At 40.3% G+C, this 16,218-nt stretch carries 14 protein-coding genes; 7 read left to right on the forward strand and 7 right to left on the reverse strand.

Annotated elements, in window-relative coordinates; genetic code table 11:
- Positions 1-361 precede the first annotated feature (361 nt).
- Entirely contained in the window at positions 362-874 is a 513-nt protein-coding gene (locus tag LEP1GSC050_RS18205; RefSeq protein ID WP_040911928.1) for a helix-turn-helix transcriptional regulator, read from the reverse strand.
- Positions 875-1,167: 293 nt separating this feature from the next.
- On the opposite strand from LEP1GSC050_RS18205, the gene LEP1GSC050_RS18210 reads away from it, so the two are divergent.
- Both LEP1GSC050_RS18210 and LEP1GSC050_RS18215 read left to right on the forward strand, forming a co-directional pair.
- Positions 1,168-2,118 carry a spermine/spermidine synthase domain-containing protein gene (locus LEP1GSC050_RS18210; RefSeq protein WP_010569788.1) on the forward strand — a complete coding sequence of 317 codons (951 nt, stop codon included), beginning with the start codon at positions 1,168-1,170 and terminating at the stop codon, positions 2,116-2,118.
- A 115-nt stretch (positions 2,119-2,233) separates the two neighbouring features.
- Positions 2,234-2,950 (forward strand): hypothetical protein, encoded by a 717-nt coding sequence (locus tag LEP1GSC050_RS18215; protein WP_010569789.1) that lies wholly within the window; start codon positions 2,234-2,236, stop codon positions 2,948-2,950.
- A 145-nt stretch (positions 2,951-3,095) separates the two neighbouring features.
- Here the strand turns inward: LEP1GSC050_RS18215 and LEP1GSC050_RS18220 are convergent, their stop codons facing one another.
- Together LEP1GSC050_RS18220 and LEP1GSC050_RS18225 are read right to left on the reverse strand one after the other, a co-directional pair.
- Positions 3,096-4,001, reverse strand: a complete 906-nt coding sequence (locus LEP1GSC050_RS18220) for an LIC10906 family membrane protein (RefSeq protein WP_156896032.1) — start codon at positions 3,999-4,001, stop codon at positions 3,096-3,098.
- A gap of 21 nt (positions 4,002-4,022) precedes the next feature.
- Positions 4,023-4,589, reverse strand: coding sequence for an LBL_2463 family protein (locus tag LEP1GSC050_RS18225; RefSeq protein WP_010569791.1), 567 nt, complete (start codon positions 4,587-4,589; stop codon positions 4,023-4,025).
- 937 nt (positions 4,590-5,526) lie between these two features.
- Between LEP1GSC050_RS18225 and LEP1GSC050_RS18235 the strand changes: the two genes are divergently transcribed.
- The 3 genes from LEP1GSC050_RS18235 (at position 5,527) to LEP1GSC050_RS18245 (ending at position 8,901) form a co-directional block, all read left to right on the forward strand.
- Positions 5,527-6,201, forward strand: coding sequence for a hypothetical protein (locus LEP1GSC050_RS18235; RefSeq protein WP_010569793.1), 675 nt, complete (start codon positions 5,527-5,529; stop codon positions 6,199-6,201).
- A 12-nt stretch (positions 6,202-6,213) separates the two neighbouring features.
- Positions 6,214-7,398 carry a hypothetical protein gene (locus tag LEP1GSC050_RS18240; RefSeq protein ID WP_010569794.1) on the forward strand — a complete coding sequence of 395 codons (1,185 nt, stop codon included), beginning with the start codon at positions 6,214-6,216 and terminating at the stop codon, positions 7,396-7,398.
- A gap of 357 nt (positions 7,399-7,755) precedes the next feature.
- Positions 7,756-8,901 carry an acyltransferase family protein gene (locus LEP1GSC050_RS18245; RefSeq protein WP_232225827.1) on the forward strand — a complete coding sequence of 382 codons (1,146 nt, stop codon included), beginning with the start codon at positions 7,756-7,758 and terminating at the stop codon, positions 8,899-8,901.
- Between the two features lie 292 nt (positions 8,902-9,193).
- On the opposite strand, the gene LEP1GSC050_RS18250 is transcribed toward LEP1GSC050_RS18245, so the two are convergent.
- The 3 genes from LEP1GSC050_RS18250 to mgtE form a co-directional block, all read right to left on the reverse strand.
- Positions 9,194-9,511, reverse strand: coding sequence for a phasin-related domain-containing protein (locus LEP1GSC050_RS18250; RefSeq protein WP_010569796.1), 318 nt, complete (start codon positions 9,509-9,511; stop codon positions 9,194-9,196).
- Positions 9,512-10,837: 1,326 nt separating this feature from the next.
- Positions 10,838-11,476 carry an LA_2219 family laminin/E-cadherin/plasminogen-binding protein gene (locus tag LEP1GSC050_RS18260; RefSeq protein ID WP_010569797.1) on the reverse strand — a complete coding sequence of 213 codons (639 nt, stop codon included), beginning with the start codon at positions 11,474-11,476 and terminating at the stop codon, positions 10,838-10,840.
- A gap of 51 nt (positions 11,477-11,527) precedes the next feature.
- Complete coding sequence (mgtE, locus tag LEP1GSC050_RS18265) at positions 11,528-12,919, reverse strand: magnesium transporter (RefSeq protein ID WP_020987886.1); 1,392 nt, start codon at positions 12,917-12,919, stop codon at positions 11,528-11,530.
- Between the two features lie 138 nt (positions 12,920-13,057).
- Between mgtE and LEP1GSC050_RS18270 the strand changes: the two genes are divergently transcribed.
- Both LEP1GSC050_RS18270 and LEP1GSC050_RS18275 read left to right on the forward strand, forming a co-directional pair.
- The gene (locus tag LEP1GSC050_RS18270) at positions 13,058-14,080 is read left to right on the forward strand and encodes an OmpA family protein (RefSeq protein ID WP_010569799.1); all 1,023 of its coding nucleotides are present in this window, start codon (positions 13,058-13,060) and stop codon (positions 14,078-14,080) included.
- 15 nt (positions 14,081-14,095) lie between these two features.
- Entirely contained in the window at positions 14,096-15,136 is a 1,041-nt protein-coding gene (locus tag LEP1GSC050_RS18275; RefSeq protein ID WP_010569800.1) for a cation diffusion facilitator family transporter, read from the forward strand.
- Here the strand turns inward: LEP1GSC050_RS18275 and LEP1GSC050_RS18280 are convergent.
- Positions 15,133-16,185: an acyl-CoA dehydrogenase family protein gene (locus LEP1GSC050_RS18280; RefSeq protein WP_010569801.1), complete on the reverse strand. Its 1,053-nt coding sequence runs from the start codon at positions 16,183-16,185 to the stop codon at positions 15,133-15,135. The genes LEP1GSC050_RS18275 and LEP1GSC050_RS18280 overlap by 4 nt on opposite strands.
- Between the last annotated feature and the right edge of the window lie 33 nt (positions 16,186-16,218).

Here is a 16,218-nt window from a genome sequence, read left to right on the forward strand (position 1 = left end):
AAGAACGATGCCAATATCAGTAAACGGTTCGCTCTTTCGGGTAGCGTTTAAGTAGACGCAAGACTGTAATGAAAGTCCTAAAAATAATCAATCATTTTCGAAGATTTTTTAAACCGTTAACGAACCTATGTTCTATTCCAAGCTGGAATACCTGAGGATGGCGGGGCAGGAAACCATTGAAACATGAACTATTAAGATAAAAATTATTGACTATTTTGCTGCCGGTTAAGTTTCGAAACAAAAATTCTCAAATCTCCCGATCGAAATGCGTCGGAGAGGTACATTCGCCTATGATGCTATGGAGTATAAGTGTACGCTTAACATCAAACTTTTGATCTTTGAATCGATTGAGGATCGACTTTTATTCATCCTCGTCTTCAGGTAATAACGGTTCTATAAAATAAGCGATGAATTCCAGCTTCCCCGTCATACCTGTCTTGCGATAGATAGAAAGAGTTTGATTCTCTATAGTTCTTAAACTTTTCTTTCGAATGGCTGCAATCTGCGGATTCGAAAAACCTCTTAACAAATATTTGGCGAGTTCTTGCTCCGACCGGGTTAACTCCCATCGACTGAACTGAAGTTTTACCGAACTCCAAAATTCTTCTCCAAGCTGAGTTCCTCTCGGAAAATTTAATTTCTTAGTCTGTCTGCTCAGGCTTATTTCTGCCTCTTTGATTAACTTCCTAGCATCCGACAATTCCAAATATAAATTAAAAAAAATGATTATACTGGATATCCCCAAAAGGACCTCGATGAAATTAGCTTGAATGAAAAATTCCGTCTTAAAGAGAGGGATTTGCTCGATCGAAAAGATTTCCATTCCTATCCATATAAGAACGAACACAATATACAGCAGGTATAAACCCGACATTATCCTGAAGTTATTCTTCATAAAACAGACTCTGCTATAAGTATCCTCAAAAGAAAAAAGTTCGTTTTGATAAATGAATAGGTAAATCCCGCAAATGTGGAAGATACCTATTTACAACCGCCCGAAAAATGCTAAACTTCGACTAACGCGCTTATCCCGATGGAGATCGAATATAGGGCTAATCAATAAAGAAAGAAGATTGTATCGATCCTATTTTTTTTTCAAACAAAAATAATTCAAAGGGATGGCTTCAAAGATAAAATTACGAGGCTATTTCTTGAGGAAGCGCGAATTTGGAAATAAACACAAAATCCTGGATAATGGATTATTACGACGAAAACGAGATTCACTTCTACCGCAAAAAGAAGACCTATTTTTCAGGAAAGACTAAGTTTCAAAAAGTGGAATTTGTTGAACTGCCGTCTATCGGCGAAACTTTAATTATCGACGGCGAATTACAATCCGCACGGCAAGATGAGTATATTTACCATGAATCGTTAGTTCATCCCGCCTGCTTATTGAATCAGAAAACCGAACACGTTTTGATAATTGGCGGTGGAGAGGGCGCTACATTAAGAGAAGTACTGAAATATAATACGATTAAATCGGTTACGATGGTCGATATCGATGAGGAGTTGGTTCAGCTTTTTTCCCGGAAAATGGAAAATTGGCATAAAGGCTCCTTTAAAGATCCGAGGGTAAACTTGGTCTTTGAAGACGGTCGTAAGTATTTGGAAGACACGAGCGAACGCTTCGATGTAATAATATTGGACTTAACATCAAGCTTTGGCGAACGAGTAGAGGAGAAATTCGATCCGATTCTAAATCTTTATTCAAAACAATTCTATTCTATCTGTTCCTCCAAGTTAAAGAAAGATGGACTTATCGGGATTCAGGCACTGGAACTTACTCCTGCCGATTGGTCCGAGCACGCAGTGATCCGAAGATCTTTGGCTACTGCGTTCAAGCATGTCCTAAGTTATTCGGTTTTTATTCCCTCGTTCTACACTACCTGGGGTTTTCTTTTAGCGTCTCAAAGTCATAACTTTGAGACCTTGACTTCAAAAAAAATCAACGATATGATCGCCCGAAAAAAGATATCTTCAAAATTATCCTTTTTTGATGGAAACACATTTATCGGGACAAGCAATTTATCTAAGGACTTACGTAGAAATATTTTGCAAAAAGGAAGCATCATCGAAGATAACAAACCTCTTGTCGTTTATCCGAAAGAACCGAATTGAGACGAAGAATCGGAACTAGTTGATTAAATTTGCCGATCTTATCTGAAATTCAATCTAGCTTAAAGAAACCGAATTGGTTTGAAAAGTATCAGGTCCATTAAAATCCTGGAAACGCATGAAATTAATTTCAACCCTATGTCTTCTGCTTGTATTTCTTTCTAATTGTTCAGCCAATACGATCCGGAAAAAATCGGAAATTAAGAACAGTCCGATCATAGTAGTTCTCAAAGATCCTTTCATTTCGATAAAAATCGATAGTTTGCGTTCATTAACGGAAGCTCCAAAAGGAGAGGAAAAGAATATCGAAAAAATTGAGAAGGAGAAGCTTAAGTTCGGAAAATGGATCAAATTAAATTTAAATAATAAACTCTTTCGATCGGGAATGCGTTCGGAACCGATCGATAATCCGGACTATACTGTCGGAGTCGAAATAAAGGACATGGGAGAAATCCGAGGCTCCGTTATCGCATGGAGTATTTTTACCGGGATAACTACCGGATTGCTCGTCGCGGTCATCACGGGCCATTCCGAATTAGGAGCGGGGGTATTCCTATACGAGGTGGTCGAAGAAAGCCTGTTCCCGATCATAGCGTTAACTTTGTTGTACGAATATACCTGCATAGTGACTGCACAATATATCGTCGAAGATGCACAAGGAAATATCGTCTTTAACGAAACCTATAATGCATTCAGAAATAAGCCGTTCTATAGCAAAATCAAGAAAGAAGACCATCATTTGCGAGAGATGGTAGTGAAGGCTAGCTTGGACGAAGTAAATTCCGACTTTACTAAGGAATTCTTGGAATTTATAAATAAGCCCGTTCAACGCTAATGCCTTTACGATGAGAATTCTAAGTTTTAAGCCGGTTATTCCGTTTTAGGATTTTCAAGGTGAGCGGGAACTGGTTTTGGAGACGGTTTATTTAACAAGAAGTTAAACTAATTCAATCTAATCCGTATGCTGGATTTTATAACTATTATTTGAAGTAACGACTAAATTGAGCCGCTATTACTCGAGATTTTTCGTCACCTTCTAAGGAAGTCCGAGCCACTAATTCGTAATTAAATTCTATTAGTGAATTTGCAATTTGTGCTCTAGTATCCAATAATTTTCGATCGTAATCTACCGGATCAGCTAAATGGTATAAGAGCAGTACTAGCGGCAAACTGAACCGTATCAAAAACGGAATTTTCTTCCCCGAAAGCCACTGAGCTTTCATTTCAAAAGCATCATATTGCAAAATTGCTATTGACCAAAGTATAACGTAAATTCCGATTCCAAAGGAAGATAAATCGGCCCTAAATATCCCCATTAAAGGTAAAATATAAACAAAAAGGAGGGAAACGAGAAGACCGACAAAGATTCCTATCAGCATTAATACTAGTTGGAGGCGCATTGAACCGCGAGATTTAACCGTTCCCTTGCCCATTAAGTAGATTGAAAATCCGACGTTTGAAAAAATATAAAAAATTAATAGATGATAAATAGAAGTAGGAGTGTAAGAAAAAAAGTATGGGTCATTGATGCTTACGATTTTTCCGACGATCGCTTCGAACAAAAAAAATGCAATTGCAAACCAGTCAAATATCTTTAAAACTTTAAAGCCTGTTGTCTCAATATTCAATATACTCTTTACAACGGAGAATAAAAAGGATGGAATTAAAATAGCAGGAACAAGAGTCCAGTTAAGGACATTTCCTCTCCATTCAATTGGCGTAAGCCCCCTAAAAGCTAAGATGAAAAGCCACAGCGAAATTGTCGTGGAGAGGAGCCAAAAAGAATTCGGAATTCTTTTAGTGGAAGAATTTGCAGTGTAAACGTAATACGCGAGAAAGAAGACAAAGCAACTAACCAGAAATGGTGTTAGATTAATGGCTTCCATAGGCATTTTGCTGAAGTTTTACTACAATTGTGACGCGACCTCCTGTAAAGCTTTTTTCTTTAACTCGATAACATTGAAATGAGCAAGCTTCCCGTTAAGGTAGAACCCAGGGAAAAATACCGGGCCTAGGTATTTTTTAGAGATTTCGGCGCCATGATTTATATATAGGCTCTCGATTCCTTTTAATTGAGGATTATACATTCCGTAAACTGTTTCGTACCCTTTTAGGATACAAAACTTAGCGACAATTTTAAAATTTATGTACGCGGCCTTAATGCCGGTAACAGTTGTCTCGAACGCTACACTATTCCAGTCGGCAACATTGTCTTCAATGATTGCATATCTTTTATGAGGAGAGGAACCTACAATAACTACTTGCTCTAATGGAATAAAATTACCAGGAACCTTTTCTACAACTCTCATGGCCGAAATAATTTTGCCTTTATGACGAATATAGAACCAGGTAGACCAAGAATCCAAATTAATGTTCTTATATGGGCTTTTCGTATAACCGGCGGTCCTAAAGATTCTATCTATAAATTCCTTGGTCTCTGCAAGTCCGACTGGATCCGAGCAATTCTCGATCATATGTATGGAAAGATCTCTATTCCTATCTCGGGACGCTCTGGGTTCAAAATCAAGGAGCGATATATGTGACATAATTCAATTGATGTAGCAAAAGATTGAAAATAGACAACTCTAAAAATGCGGAATATGTTTTTTTATTATGGATATTGGATTTACGATCTCGGTCCCTATTTTCCGGCAGTTAATAAATTAGAAAAACACCGATTATCTCAAACGATCCTTCGATTTTTTGTAGAAGCTAGAAGAGTTGAATATCTTAGTTAGGGGGACTTTGTTATTTTTCGCTCTGAAAAAGGGAAGTTTCACGACGGAAGCGATTTGCCAAAAAGCAAACTAAATAAACAAAACCTAAAATAGACCTTTCTAACTGCTTTGTTTTACACTTTGTTTTACAATTTTCTTCAAAAATCAAATAGGATGAATCTTTGGAAATAGACATCTCCCATATGGGAGACTCATTCGCCCACTCAAAAAAAGCGCGAATTTACAACTATCGACGTAATTTTACGAAGTACTCCCGCCAAAATCCCGGTATTTTCTTGAATCTCCGATTTCGATCGTTCCTTCTTTAAAACCTAAAGCCGGTAATAAATTTATCTATTCACGAATTCAAATCGATGTGAAACAATCTAGCAAAAGTATCAAGACAAATAAAAGAGAATGTCGCCTCAGCTGCTCGATTTTATTTATAGAACAGCAGTAATTAAAAAAAATGCTAATGTATCCAACGAATCCAGTGACTTCTTTTATTCTTCTTTCTTGAATTTCTCCGAATGCATTTTCCCAAAAGACTATGACGGTCAATAAATACTGTTAAACGAATTCCGATCTGTATTTGTTCGATTGCGGGAATTCGCCATTGACAAATTCAAATTAGCGATAAATATTTTCTTGATAAAAATGGATTCTTAGGATTATTTCGTCGCGGAGCATAATTATGGAAAAAAGACACGAGGAATATGCGGCTTATTATAATACGCGAATGAAGCGATTCGAAGGGAATCCGCTCTACTCTCGTTCATATGCTGCTGAAAAAAAAATGTCCGATGCAATTGCAGGGTGTTCAAAACTCGAAGATTTTCGCCTAATAGTAGAAAAGGATCATCCTGAAATCCAATGCGCTATTGCACTTGTAAAAGACCAGGAGACGGCAAGACTTTCTCATTTTAAAAGAATAGAAGAGCCGATTCGAGCGATTTCGTCGGAACGAATTCTGAAAGAGATCGACAACGCCAAATCGGCCATGGATGTACCCGCAATAATTTCGAAAATCGATCAAGAAGTCTCCATTCTGATAACAGTCGATAATTTTATAAGCGGATTTTACTTCGATTTTACCGCGATAGAGAATCTTATCGTCGCCGAAGCCATTAAAGACGAGGTTCCTAAGGAATGGTATCAGGAAGTCACGGATAGTATAGCAGAACAAATCAAAGACCATAAAGAATTATTTCAAAAAACGACTCTTCCGAGTAATCGAAATTATAAGTCCGACTGGAATTACGACTATAATCTTATTTGGGAAACGCGTCACCGAAGAAATATTCCCTTTCCGGACGACATCGTTAAACGAAGAATTGAAGATCACAAACGATTGATCGGACTTTCCTGAGAGAATAAAAATATGCCTATTGATAAAATGATGTCCGATCCGATGTTAGGAACGTTCCGAAACATGGTTCAAGAATGTAAGGATAAAAATTTATCCGGTCCAGCTTTCGACAACATGGTTGCCGAAATGAATAAAATGGAAAAATACGCCGTCGATATGGATGACTTTGGCGCTTTTAGCGCCAAACTAATGACGGAAGGATGCTTTACGAATTTTAGTGCCGCATATTCCCAGGTTCTTGCAGATGCGGCAAAAGGCTCATCGCAATCCTCCGGCTCCGAGATCGATGAAGATGAAGGTTTTTTAAAGCAAACGATAGCGTCGTATGAAAGTGCGCTAGATCGATATGAAGATGACGTAAAAAAAGGAATAATGAAGCCGAAAACGGCGGCATTACTACGCGCTGGAGTTCAAGCAGTAATCGATCTGGGTAAATCCGGAATAACTTATCCGGTATTTCTTCGTCTGCTGATCGAAAAAGGCCTGGATAAAGCTATGGAAGGATCTTCTGTACTCCGCGGCGGACTCATTACTGATATCGACTGGGCGAAATTTTATAATCTTCCATTGTATATTAAAAGAGGAGAAGAAATTTTAGAGATTTTCGATGAACTAGCTGCGAAAGCTACCTTTAAGGTTCCCGATAGTTTCGAATTCGGACTGGCTCGGCGTGAAATAGAATGGAAGTATGAGCCGGCAATTATTAAGTGGAAAGCCATTACAGAACGTTGGGAAAAGGTGATCGATATAGTCAACGATTGGCTTGATTCATATACTAATTTTGCCCCGAAAGATGAACGATGGGTAGATGCCACAAACCCTTCTGCAACTCCTAAAAATATTCGCAGAACAAAGGAACTGAGTCCTTTTAGACTTCGGGAACGGGAAAGAATACTCAAGGAATCCTTTAATATATCTTGGAACGATATCTTCACGCACGAAACATATCTTCTAGCCTGGACGAATGTGGATGTTTCGATTTCTGCGGCCAAAATTGAACTTCTTAAAAAAGCTTATCCACTTTGTAAGCCTGGTACCAGCCCGACGGAGGAGCTGATCAAGGAAGCGGAAAAACTAAATGCAACTAAATCGGATTGGCGATTTGCCGAGAGAATCGCCGTCGGTGAAAGAATGAAGGCGAAATACGACGAACTATACGGTACAGGAGCCTACGATAAGGAATTCGGAAATAAATAGCATTCTATTGAACTATCGATATCTCGTAATTATTTTCAAACTGCAAGAAATCGATTCGAGAAAGATTCGATTAGAAATCAAACCGTAATCAATATTATCGCATTACGCCTATCAGCTGAACGTTCGACTCGCCGTATACTTTTTGATTGACGTATTCAATGAATACCGCAAATTGGTGCGTCCTTAGAGGCGAATCTCGTATATTGACCTCATAGAAGCGATTCGTCCATAATTGAATGGAGTCTATTGATTGTGCATTATTCTTTCTCGAAACATCAAATTTACCGAATTGCACTTTCAATCATAACAAGTCCCTTAAAGAGCATTTTTCGTAGAAAGGAAGAAGAACAGCAGAGCTTGAACGGTTTTCGTTTCTTTGCGATAACCTTCGTATTATTCTATCATTTTTGGTTAGTCGGAAAGAGCTACATAAAATGCCCTTCATGGTTAGATAGAATCTTCTTAAATCTTTCTTCCGGGGTGGATCTTTTTTTCATTTTAAGCGGATTTTTGATCTACGGTGAGCTTCTCAAGAGTTGGCTGATTAAGAAAGAGTTGAGTCTTCCGACTTTTTACAAAAACCGAGTATTCAGAATTTTTCCGGCCTATTATCTATTTATAGCGATCACTCTACCTGTCACGTATTCAGGCATTAAAAATCTATTGGATAACCCTTTCTTCCCAGTAGCGGATAGGGAAAAATTACAACTGCAATTATCGAATTGGTTTTACGACCTAATTTATTTTTCTAATTATAAATCTGGAATAAACGGACATACCTGGTCCTTAGCATCCGAATGGCAATTTTATTTGATACTTCCCCTGTTCTGTTTAGCTATCTTATTCAAATTACGCAGACGGTTAAGAATAGCCGTTCTTATTCTATTATACTTTATTCCGCTTGCATTTCGAATATTTGCTCACCAGGAAATTCTGAGCGAAGGCGAATATTTTGCCAGAATTTATTATCCGCTGCATACAAGATTCGACGCATTTATCGTCGGAATGCTTTTGGCCGAATGGTCGATCGAAAATCAAAGCCGAAGATTCAGTATAGCATTACAAATTTTCCTAATAATGATCGCCTTATCCGCACTCGCGTCGGCGCACTACCTTATCTTTGAATCTAAGGATATCCTATTTCTTTCTTTTAGATTTAATATGCTGAATATCGGATACGGGATATTAATCGCTCTTTGTTTAATTTCTAATTCCTTGGTGAGCGGTTTTTTTTCGTTCGGATGGTTCATTCCTATAACCAGAGTCAGCTACGGAATGTATTTATGGCATCCCTACGTAGCTTTTAAATACGCGGGAGAATTGAGTAAAGATGCCTTTTTCAATAATAATAGTATCGGATGGGTTGATTTTCTAGTTCTATTCTTAAAAGTTTATTTAAATACGTTCTTCGTTGCTATGCTTTCGTATTGCTTTTTAGAATATTGGTTTCTCAGAATGAAAAAATCCCTCTTCGGAAAATCCGTCGAATATAAAGCAGAATAGATTGGGAATCTAGCTTCTTCTATTTAAGAATATCGTGAGAAAGACTATCCGACCCACTACTTCGAGTTGTAAAAATCCTAACCCTTATGAGATAAAGGCTCAAACTAAACCTAAAATTCGCATGTAACGCTTCGTAAATGATCGATCGCCTCTTGTTATAAAGGGTAAAGACGAAGGTAATCCAATCCTTCACTAAGTACGAATTTTTTCGGTTATGCCGGAAAATTTTCGGGGATGCTAGTTTTCTAAATAACAATACGCAAAACCGACACCCCCCAAATCGATCCTACACTTATGCGGGTTTCGCCACTCCTTTTTTAATCGGCGCTTCCGCTTCCTTCGGTGAGAAACCGTTGACCGAGTTTGACAATTTCGAACGTACTTCGTTCCAATTTTTTTCGATCGTCGCATTAGTTTCTTTAACGCTATCTACGACTTTGATCGTTAAATCACGAAGACGGACCGATGACTCGCTTTTATCGGCAGCTCCTTTGGCAGCCAGATCGTCGAAACCCTTCTTAATTGTCATTTTAGTGTTTTCGATTCTTGCTTGCCCGGCCCTTATAATACCGATGCCAGCATTCACAATATTCATCATTTCCAGGTTCATTGAATTCCTCCGATGTAAAAACTCTGAGTTTATACATTTTGAAGATGAAAGAGTCAAGAAAAATCGCGCGCTTACTTAGGAATTAAAAGTATTTTGAATGTAATAAATCGGTTATATGAATCGATTTTCTAACTGTAACCGATTTATGAATGAACGGTCTACAACTTGCGGAATACTTCGATCAATGATAAGGCAAATGTAGCGTTTTAAGCTACTCTTTCCTGCCCTATCCGGATCTTATCCATCTGTTCTTTGACGCTTCCGATCTACGAGAATGCACATCTTACCGAAGTTGTTTAAATACAGGACTTGTAGCAAAGATGAAAGTAGTCTTCTTTTCAAGTTTATAAAAATAGTGGAACGATTAATTTCAGGCGATCGAATTGTAAGAATCTAATATTTCGCCTATTAATGGCTTATAGGACGATAATACGGGGTTTGAACTCGACTATAATACTTTTGCCTCCCATTGATTTACGATAATCGAAAATTGAGATCAGGCCTCAAAACCGAAAATGGTAAAGGATCGCGAAGCCGAAACTTGAAAGGACCTAAGCAAATTTTTGTAAATTTAGGAACCAAATCGAAACTTCTCAAGTTTCGATTTTTCATCGCCAACTTGTCAGATAGTTTTGGTTTTTATAAAGCCCTTCGCATCCCTGGCGCCGACAGAAGATGGAGGACGGGGAAAAATCCACTGATAACATAAGAATCTTTCTATAGAACACGGAAATTCCGTCTATCGATGTTCTAATCTCTACAGAAGACAGTAGCTGCTCGAAGTTAAAAAGGCTGCGGCTTCCCACGAAGAAATTTATTTATCGGAGAACGCCCGACACGTTGATCAAAAGTGAGTAGGGTTTAGGTACTAGATGCAATGAATTCTGTCGGAGCGCCCAAAGTGCCTGAGCCCGGAAAGTAGAATTTACTTAATAAACCCCACCCTCGGGCGGGGGCCGGAGCGAAGCGGTGGAAAAGTTTATTATCGCAAAATGGTTCTTCTGACAAGAAGTTTTTCAAAATGAATTTAGTTGGAGCTCCTACAAAACTATCTAACATAAAATAGTTGCAATATTTCTAATTTTCTGTCTATCGTCCTCGGTCTTCTGATACAAAAGAGACCTCGGGTCCGGGGGTTTGGAAGAGACAATTCCCCGGAGATATGGAGTTAATTCGAAGGCAGTTTGTTTGATTGAAAATTTGACTTCACTTCGTTCAGTCACCCTTCGGGAATCTCGCTCCCTAAGGGTCGCTCGATTGGGTAGCGGAAGACGCGCGTAACGCGGCTGCAGCGCGGGGGAGAGTCCCCCGTCTTCAGTCTTCTGATTACTTACGAACTTCTTTTCGAAGTTCTTCCTTAACTTTATCCCGCGTCGAGCCAGATCGATTTTCCAAGCGGATCATATAATGAATTTGGTATTTAGTAACGGTCGGTTTTTCCTCGGAATGCTCCATCGTCCAGCGCGTCACATCGTTCTGAATCACTTTTGCCAAGTCGTTAATTCTCGGAACGCGAGTATTGAAACGGATGGTTTCGACGGCGCCGGTATTCCCATTCAAGATTACTAATATGATTCCATCGTCCGTAAAATTAATTTTATTGTATTTTAGGAGTTCCTCGCTGATTAAAGCGTCCCCACCCCGGTCGACTTTCCGATGAATAAATTTAGTCCCTCGGATTTGACGAACTTTATACGTATCTCCCGTGATATATACGCGAAAATACTCGCCCGAATCTTTAGAAATGCCTTGAAAAAAAGTCGGATCAACCGTCGTAATTCGAACTTCGTTTCCTTCCTCGTCCAATATGGATTCGTTCTCTCCTGCCGGATTCGGGACAACCTCACCCTTAGGTTCTACGGCTATCTGTTTTTGGGAACCCGTGCAATTCAAAATCATCAATATGACCGTTAGCATAATCGTTGCGAAAATTGCAGATATGCCGCGTCTATAAAATTCTCTCATTGAATGTCCTACACTTTCTTTCTGTAATAAAATAATGACGGCAAATCCCGATCATAAGTAACCAAGGAACATCGTGGCTAATCCGAGAAAGCAGAAAAATCCGAAGATATCGGTAGTCGTAGTAACGAAGATGGATGAAGCTATTGCGGGATCGATTCCCAACACTCTGAGTAACATAGGGATTGAAGCGCCTAACACTGCGGCAACGATTAGATTCGCAAGCATTGCAAAGAAGATAACAAGGGCGAGAGCCGTTTTTCCCAAATAAAAATAAACCGCAAGTCCCGAAATCGCACCGATGGTCAAACCGTTGATAACCCCAATGATGCATTCCTTACGAAAACCGATGCCCCAGTTACTCGGACTCAAATCTCCGGTTGCGATATTACGAACGACAACGGTTATCGCTTGAGTTCCCGCATTGCCCCCCATCCCCGCGACGATCGGCATTAAAGCGGCAAGAAGAACGAATGATTGAATGGTTTCCTCAAAAAGAGAAACTGTAGACGCAGCCAATACCGCGTTCCCTAAATTGATAACAAGCCAAATTAGTCTGCGTCGAATCGAGTCCCAAATGGAGGTATTCAGGCGCTCTTCCTCCGAAACCCCTCCCATTCTCAAAATATCCTCGGAAGCTTCGTCCTGGACGATATCCAAAATATCGTCTACGGTGATTCTCCCGATAATTCGATCCAAATCGTCGACGACCGCAGCGGAAACTAAATCGTACTTACGAAAGGTTTTAGCCACCTCTTCCTGGTCCGTATCGTAATGAATGGAAAATACCTCTTCCTTAACGAGGCGGCCGATTTTTTGGTTCAGAGGGGCGAGAAACAAATCTTTGAGTCTGATGAATCCCTTTAAATGGTTCTCTTCGTCGGTAACGTATAATAAATAGATATCGTCGGTTTCTTTAGCGATTCGTCTCAATTTTATGATAGCTTTGCGGACGGTATCCGTTTCGAACGCCGAAGCAAATTCGGTCGTCATTAAACGACCGGCAGTATATTCCCGAAAATTGAGTTGCTTCCTGATTTGAGAAGAATCCTCTCTATCGATCGAGTTTAAGATCTCTTCGGCCTTGTCTTTCGGGATTTCGGAGATTAAATTTGTAAACTCGTCTGTCTCCAGATTTTCGACGATCGGAGAGATCTCATGGACGTGTAATCTTGAAATCAGGTCCGCCTGAAGGTCTTCGTCGAATTCGACTAGAATCAGGGACTGCATTTCGGAATCACAGAGGCGGAATACGTAAAATGCCTCTTCTTCGTCTAATTTTTCTAAAACCTCCGCGATATCTGCAGGGTGATTCGCTTCGATAAAAGCACGAAGATACTCCGTATCTTTTATTTCGATTCTTTTGGAGAAGGATTCAAGCCAGTCGGCTGATTTCGCATTTGCCTTGGTCGAGACGGTTTCCTTTGCAGTACGCTTAACTTCCATTTTAGCTGAACCTCCCCTTTTCCGACAGAATCCGACAAGTTTTCCTCTGTTCAATGACTTTCCGTTTTTCAAGCAAGAGTTTTTCATTTGACTGGCTGCTAGACCGCTTAGAATGGAACTTAGGTCCAATAAATATCCATGAAATCATTCTGCTCAAGACTAGTAATTGCCGGAATCTTAGGCCTAGCTCTACTTCCGCTCCAAGCCGATGTCGTCTATTTTCCTTGGGAATACAACAAGCTCTATAATGAGAAAGTGACTTTAGAACTCGAATTGGATTCTCTAAAGACCCGCTACCGAAACGAATCTGAAAACTCTAAAAAAGAAAAAATCTCCTTGGAAGGGCGCATACAAAGTCTTGAGAACCAATTGTCGAGCGAAAAGTCCTTCCGTGAAAAGGACCAGAGTCAATACGCGGATCAGATCAAAAATCTTGAGAACCAGATTGCACTTTTAAAAGCAAAGAGCGGCAATAAAGAAAGAGAACTTCTGGATGAAAACGCTAAACAATCCAAAAAATACCAAGATTTGATCGGTGAATTGAAAGCCGCTCTCGAACAGGAAAAGCTGGATTGTATTAAAAAAACCGAAGATTTAAAGAAAGATTACGAAACCAAGATCGCCACTCTCGAAGCAAGAATCGCGTCTCTCATGGATGAAATCGCTCGTCTCAAGGATTTTACCGAAAATCAGAAGAAGGAAAACGAGCGGTTGGCAAAACAGGCCGACGAATTGGAAGAAAAGCTGAAGGGAGAAATTTCCAAAGGCCAAATCCGAGTAAAACGCTTCCAAGGTCGATTAATCATCAACGTCGACGACCAAATCTCTTTCGACTCGGGATCGGCCGATTTAAAAAAGCAGATTCTACCTGCTTTGGATAAAGTTAAGGAGATTTTAGTTAATTATCCGGGAAATATTATAACGGTAGAGGGTCATACGGACAACGTTCCGATACGAACCAAGAAATTTCAGGATAACTGGCAGCTCTCAACCGAGAGAGCCCTTTCCGTTCTACACTTCCTGCTAGAGGCTAAAAATCTGGATCCCAGGAATTTTTCCGCCGCCGGTTATGGCGAATATGCCCCTTTAGTTTCCAATGACACACCCGAAAACAAGGCGATAAATCGTCGCGTCGATATCGTAGTCGTTCCCCGCAAATAAAAGTTTACCGGAAAGATGAGAAAATCCCCTAACTTGAAAGGAACTCGGGATCGGCCTGCGACTCAGGTCGATCCTTTTTTAAACCAAACGATTCTTCGGCCTAGAAGAAAAGGTACGGTCGGTTCGCTGTTGATGGCCCTACTACTTTCGCTCGGAATTTTCACCTGGGAGATTTGGGGGGCTGCGGAAAGTCATAGCCTTGCATTGCTCGCGGATGCAGGACATGTTATTTCCGATTCCTTCGCCTTGTTGCTGAGTCTCACTGCGGTATTGATCGCCGATCGAAAACCGAATCATAAAATGAACTTCGGGTACTTTCGCGTGGAAGTGCTGACGGCATTTCTAAATTCACTTTTGATATTCGGAATTTCCGCGTACATACTAATCGAGGCTTGGGAAAGAATCAGATCCGGACATAAAGTGGCCCCTGACTTAATGCTTGCATTCAGTTTGGGCACAATCGTTTTGAACTTAATTTCCGTCTGGGTATTAAGACGAGTAGCCGGAGACAATATCAATTTGCGATCGGCATATTTGCACGTCCTTAGCGACCTATTAGCTACAGTTGCCGTGGTTGTCGGGGCGATTCTGATTCGCTACACTAACTGGAATTGGATCGATCCGTTAATCAGCGTTCTACTGTCTTTCTTGATTCTTAAATCCGCAGGATCTATCCTCAAGGAAAGCCTGTCCATTTTATTGGAAGCTTCTCCCAATCCTGACGAATGGGATCATCTGCAAAAGGATATTCTAGATCTCAGAGGAGTCGCAACGATCCTTTCCTCTCATAGCTGGAGTCTTACGAAAGGAATTCATGCGTGCGCTTTCCGCTTACAAATCAAAACAGGATCGGATACGAAAAAGATTTTGACGGAAGCTTACTCTCTCCTTCGGGACGAATGGAAATTCGAACAAATATATCTACAATTGGAAGATTTGAAAACGACGAAACAGTTAGATGGAGTTTTGGCCAAAACTCTTCACGAAATGGAACCCGAAGACTGGGGACATGCTCACCATAATCACGATCATCCGGATAACCACCATTCCCACTAGCGAATTCCGAACTTCCTCCATTCTCTTGTTTGTTTAATTCTATTCTTTAAATAGACCGGGCTTCTCGAAGGATGAAAGGAGAAAAATAATTCAAAGTCGGGATATTCTTTCTTTAGATCAAAGAAAGGAAGTGAATCCAGCAGTTTTCCGGATATGTCCAAAACAGTTTCATAGCCGTAAGGGTGATCTTCTTCAATTTTATAAGCCGGATTCCTATCTTTTTTTTCGGACAGTTCCAGACATTTTGAAAACAGTAGTCCGCTTAGATCCCAAAGTTGTCCAAGCGTTGAGGACCATTCTCGACATTCCGGACGACCGCCCAAATCACTTACAATTTTACGAATCGCACCGCAAAACAGAACTGCGGCTGAAAGCATTTCGGAAAGATGCACATCCGGACCGAATTTAGAATAGTCGGAGAGAAATAAATGGTGCTTTGGAACGCGAAGATTCGTTGCCTTAATTTTACAGTGAGTCGCCTCCGGCGCGAAATCCAAATGGAATTCCTCCAGCTCTAGACCTTCGCTATTTCTCGGGACGTAAAAAACTCCGTACGGAACCTCTTCACCTTTTGCAACTACTAGAAAACCTTCCGCATCGGCTCCGTTCGTAACGAATCCTTTCGAGAAAGTTAGCTCGAACGAACCGTCAGGTAAACGACTAGCTACGGATTTCAAATTGGAAATCTTTCCCATCCAACCAGGCTCGCTAACTCCTAAACCTAAGATACCCAAACCTTTGGACAATCGGTTCAGGATCGTTTTCGCTAGTTCTTTTGTTTCCTCCTGAGCTTCCAAACCCGGTTCCACGCCCGATAGTAAACGGAGAATTCTTCCGGCAACATTTGTCTGAGCCATAATTCCGACGCCGACCCCGATTCCATGAGGAAGAGAAGGAAGAAGAATTAATTTTTCATGAAATTCCTTAAACCCTCCGTTTGAAAGCGCAGTAAACAAACCGGCCTTGGAAATTTCAGGCAATGATAGTTTGTATACGGAACGAAATTCTGTTTTGGGAAACGAAAATAGCTTCGCGGAGAGTTCTTGCATAGAGGCGTCTTGGAGACTCTATGCCGTACAACC

The sequence above is a fragment of the Leptospira broomii serovar Hurstbridge str. 5399 genome (assembly GCF_000243715.2).
Lineage (GTDB): Bacteria > Spirochaetota > Leptospiria > Leptospirales > Leptospiraceae > Leptospira_B > Leptospira_B broomii.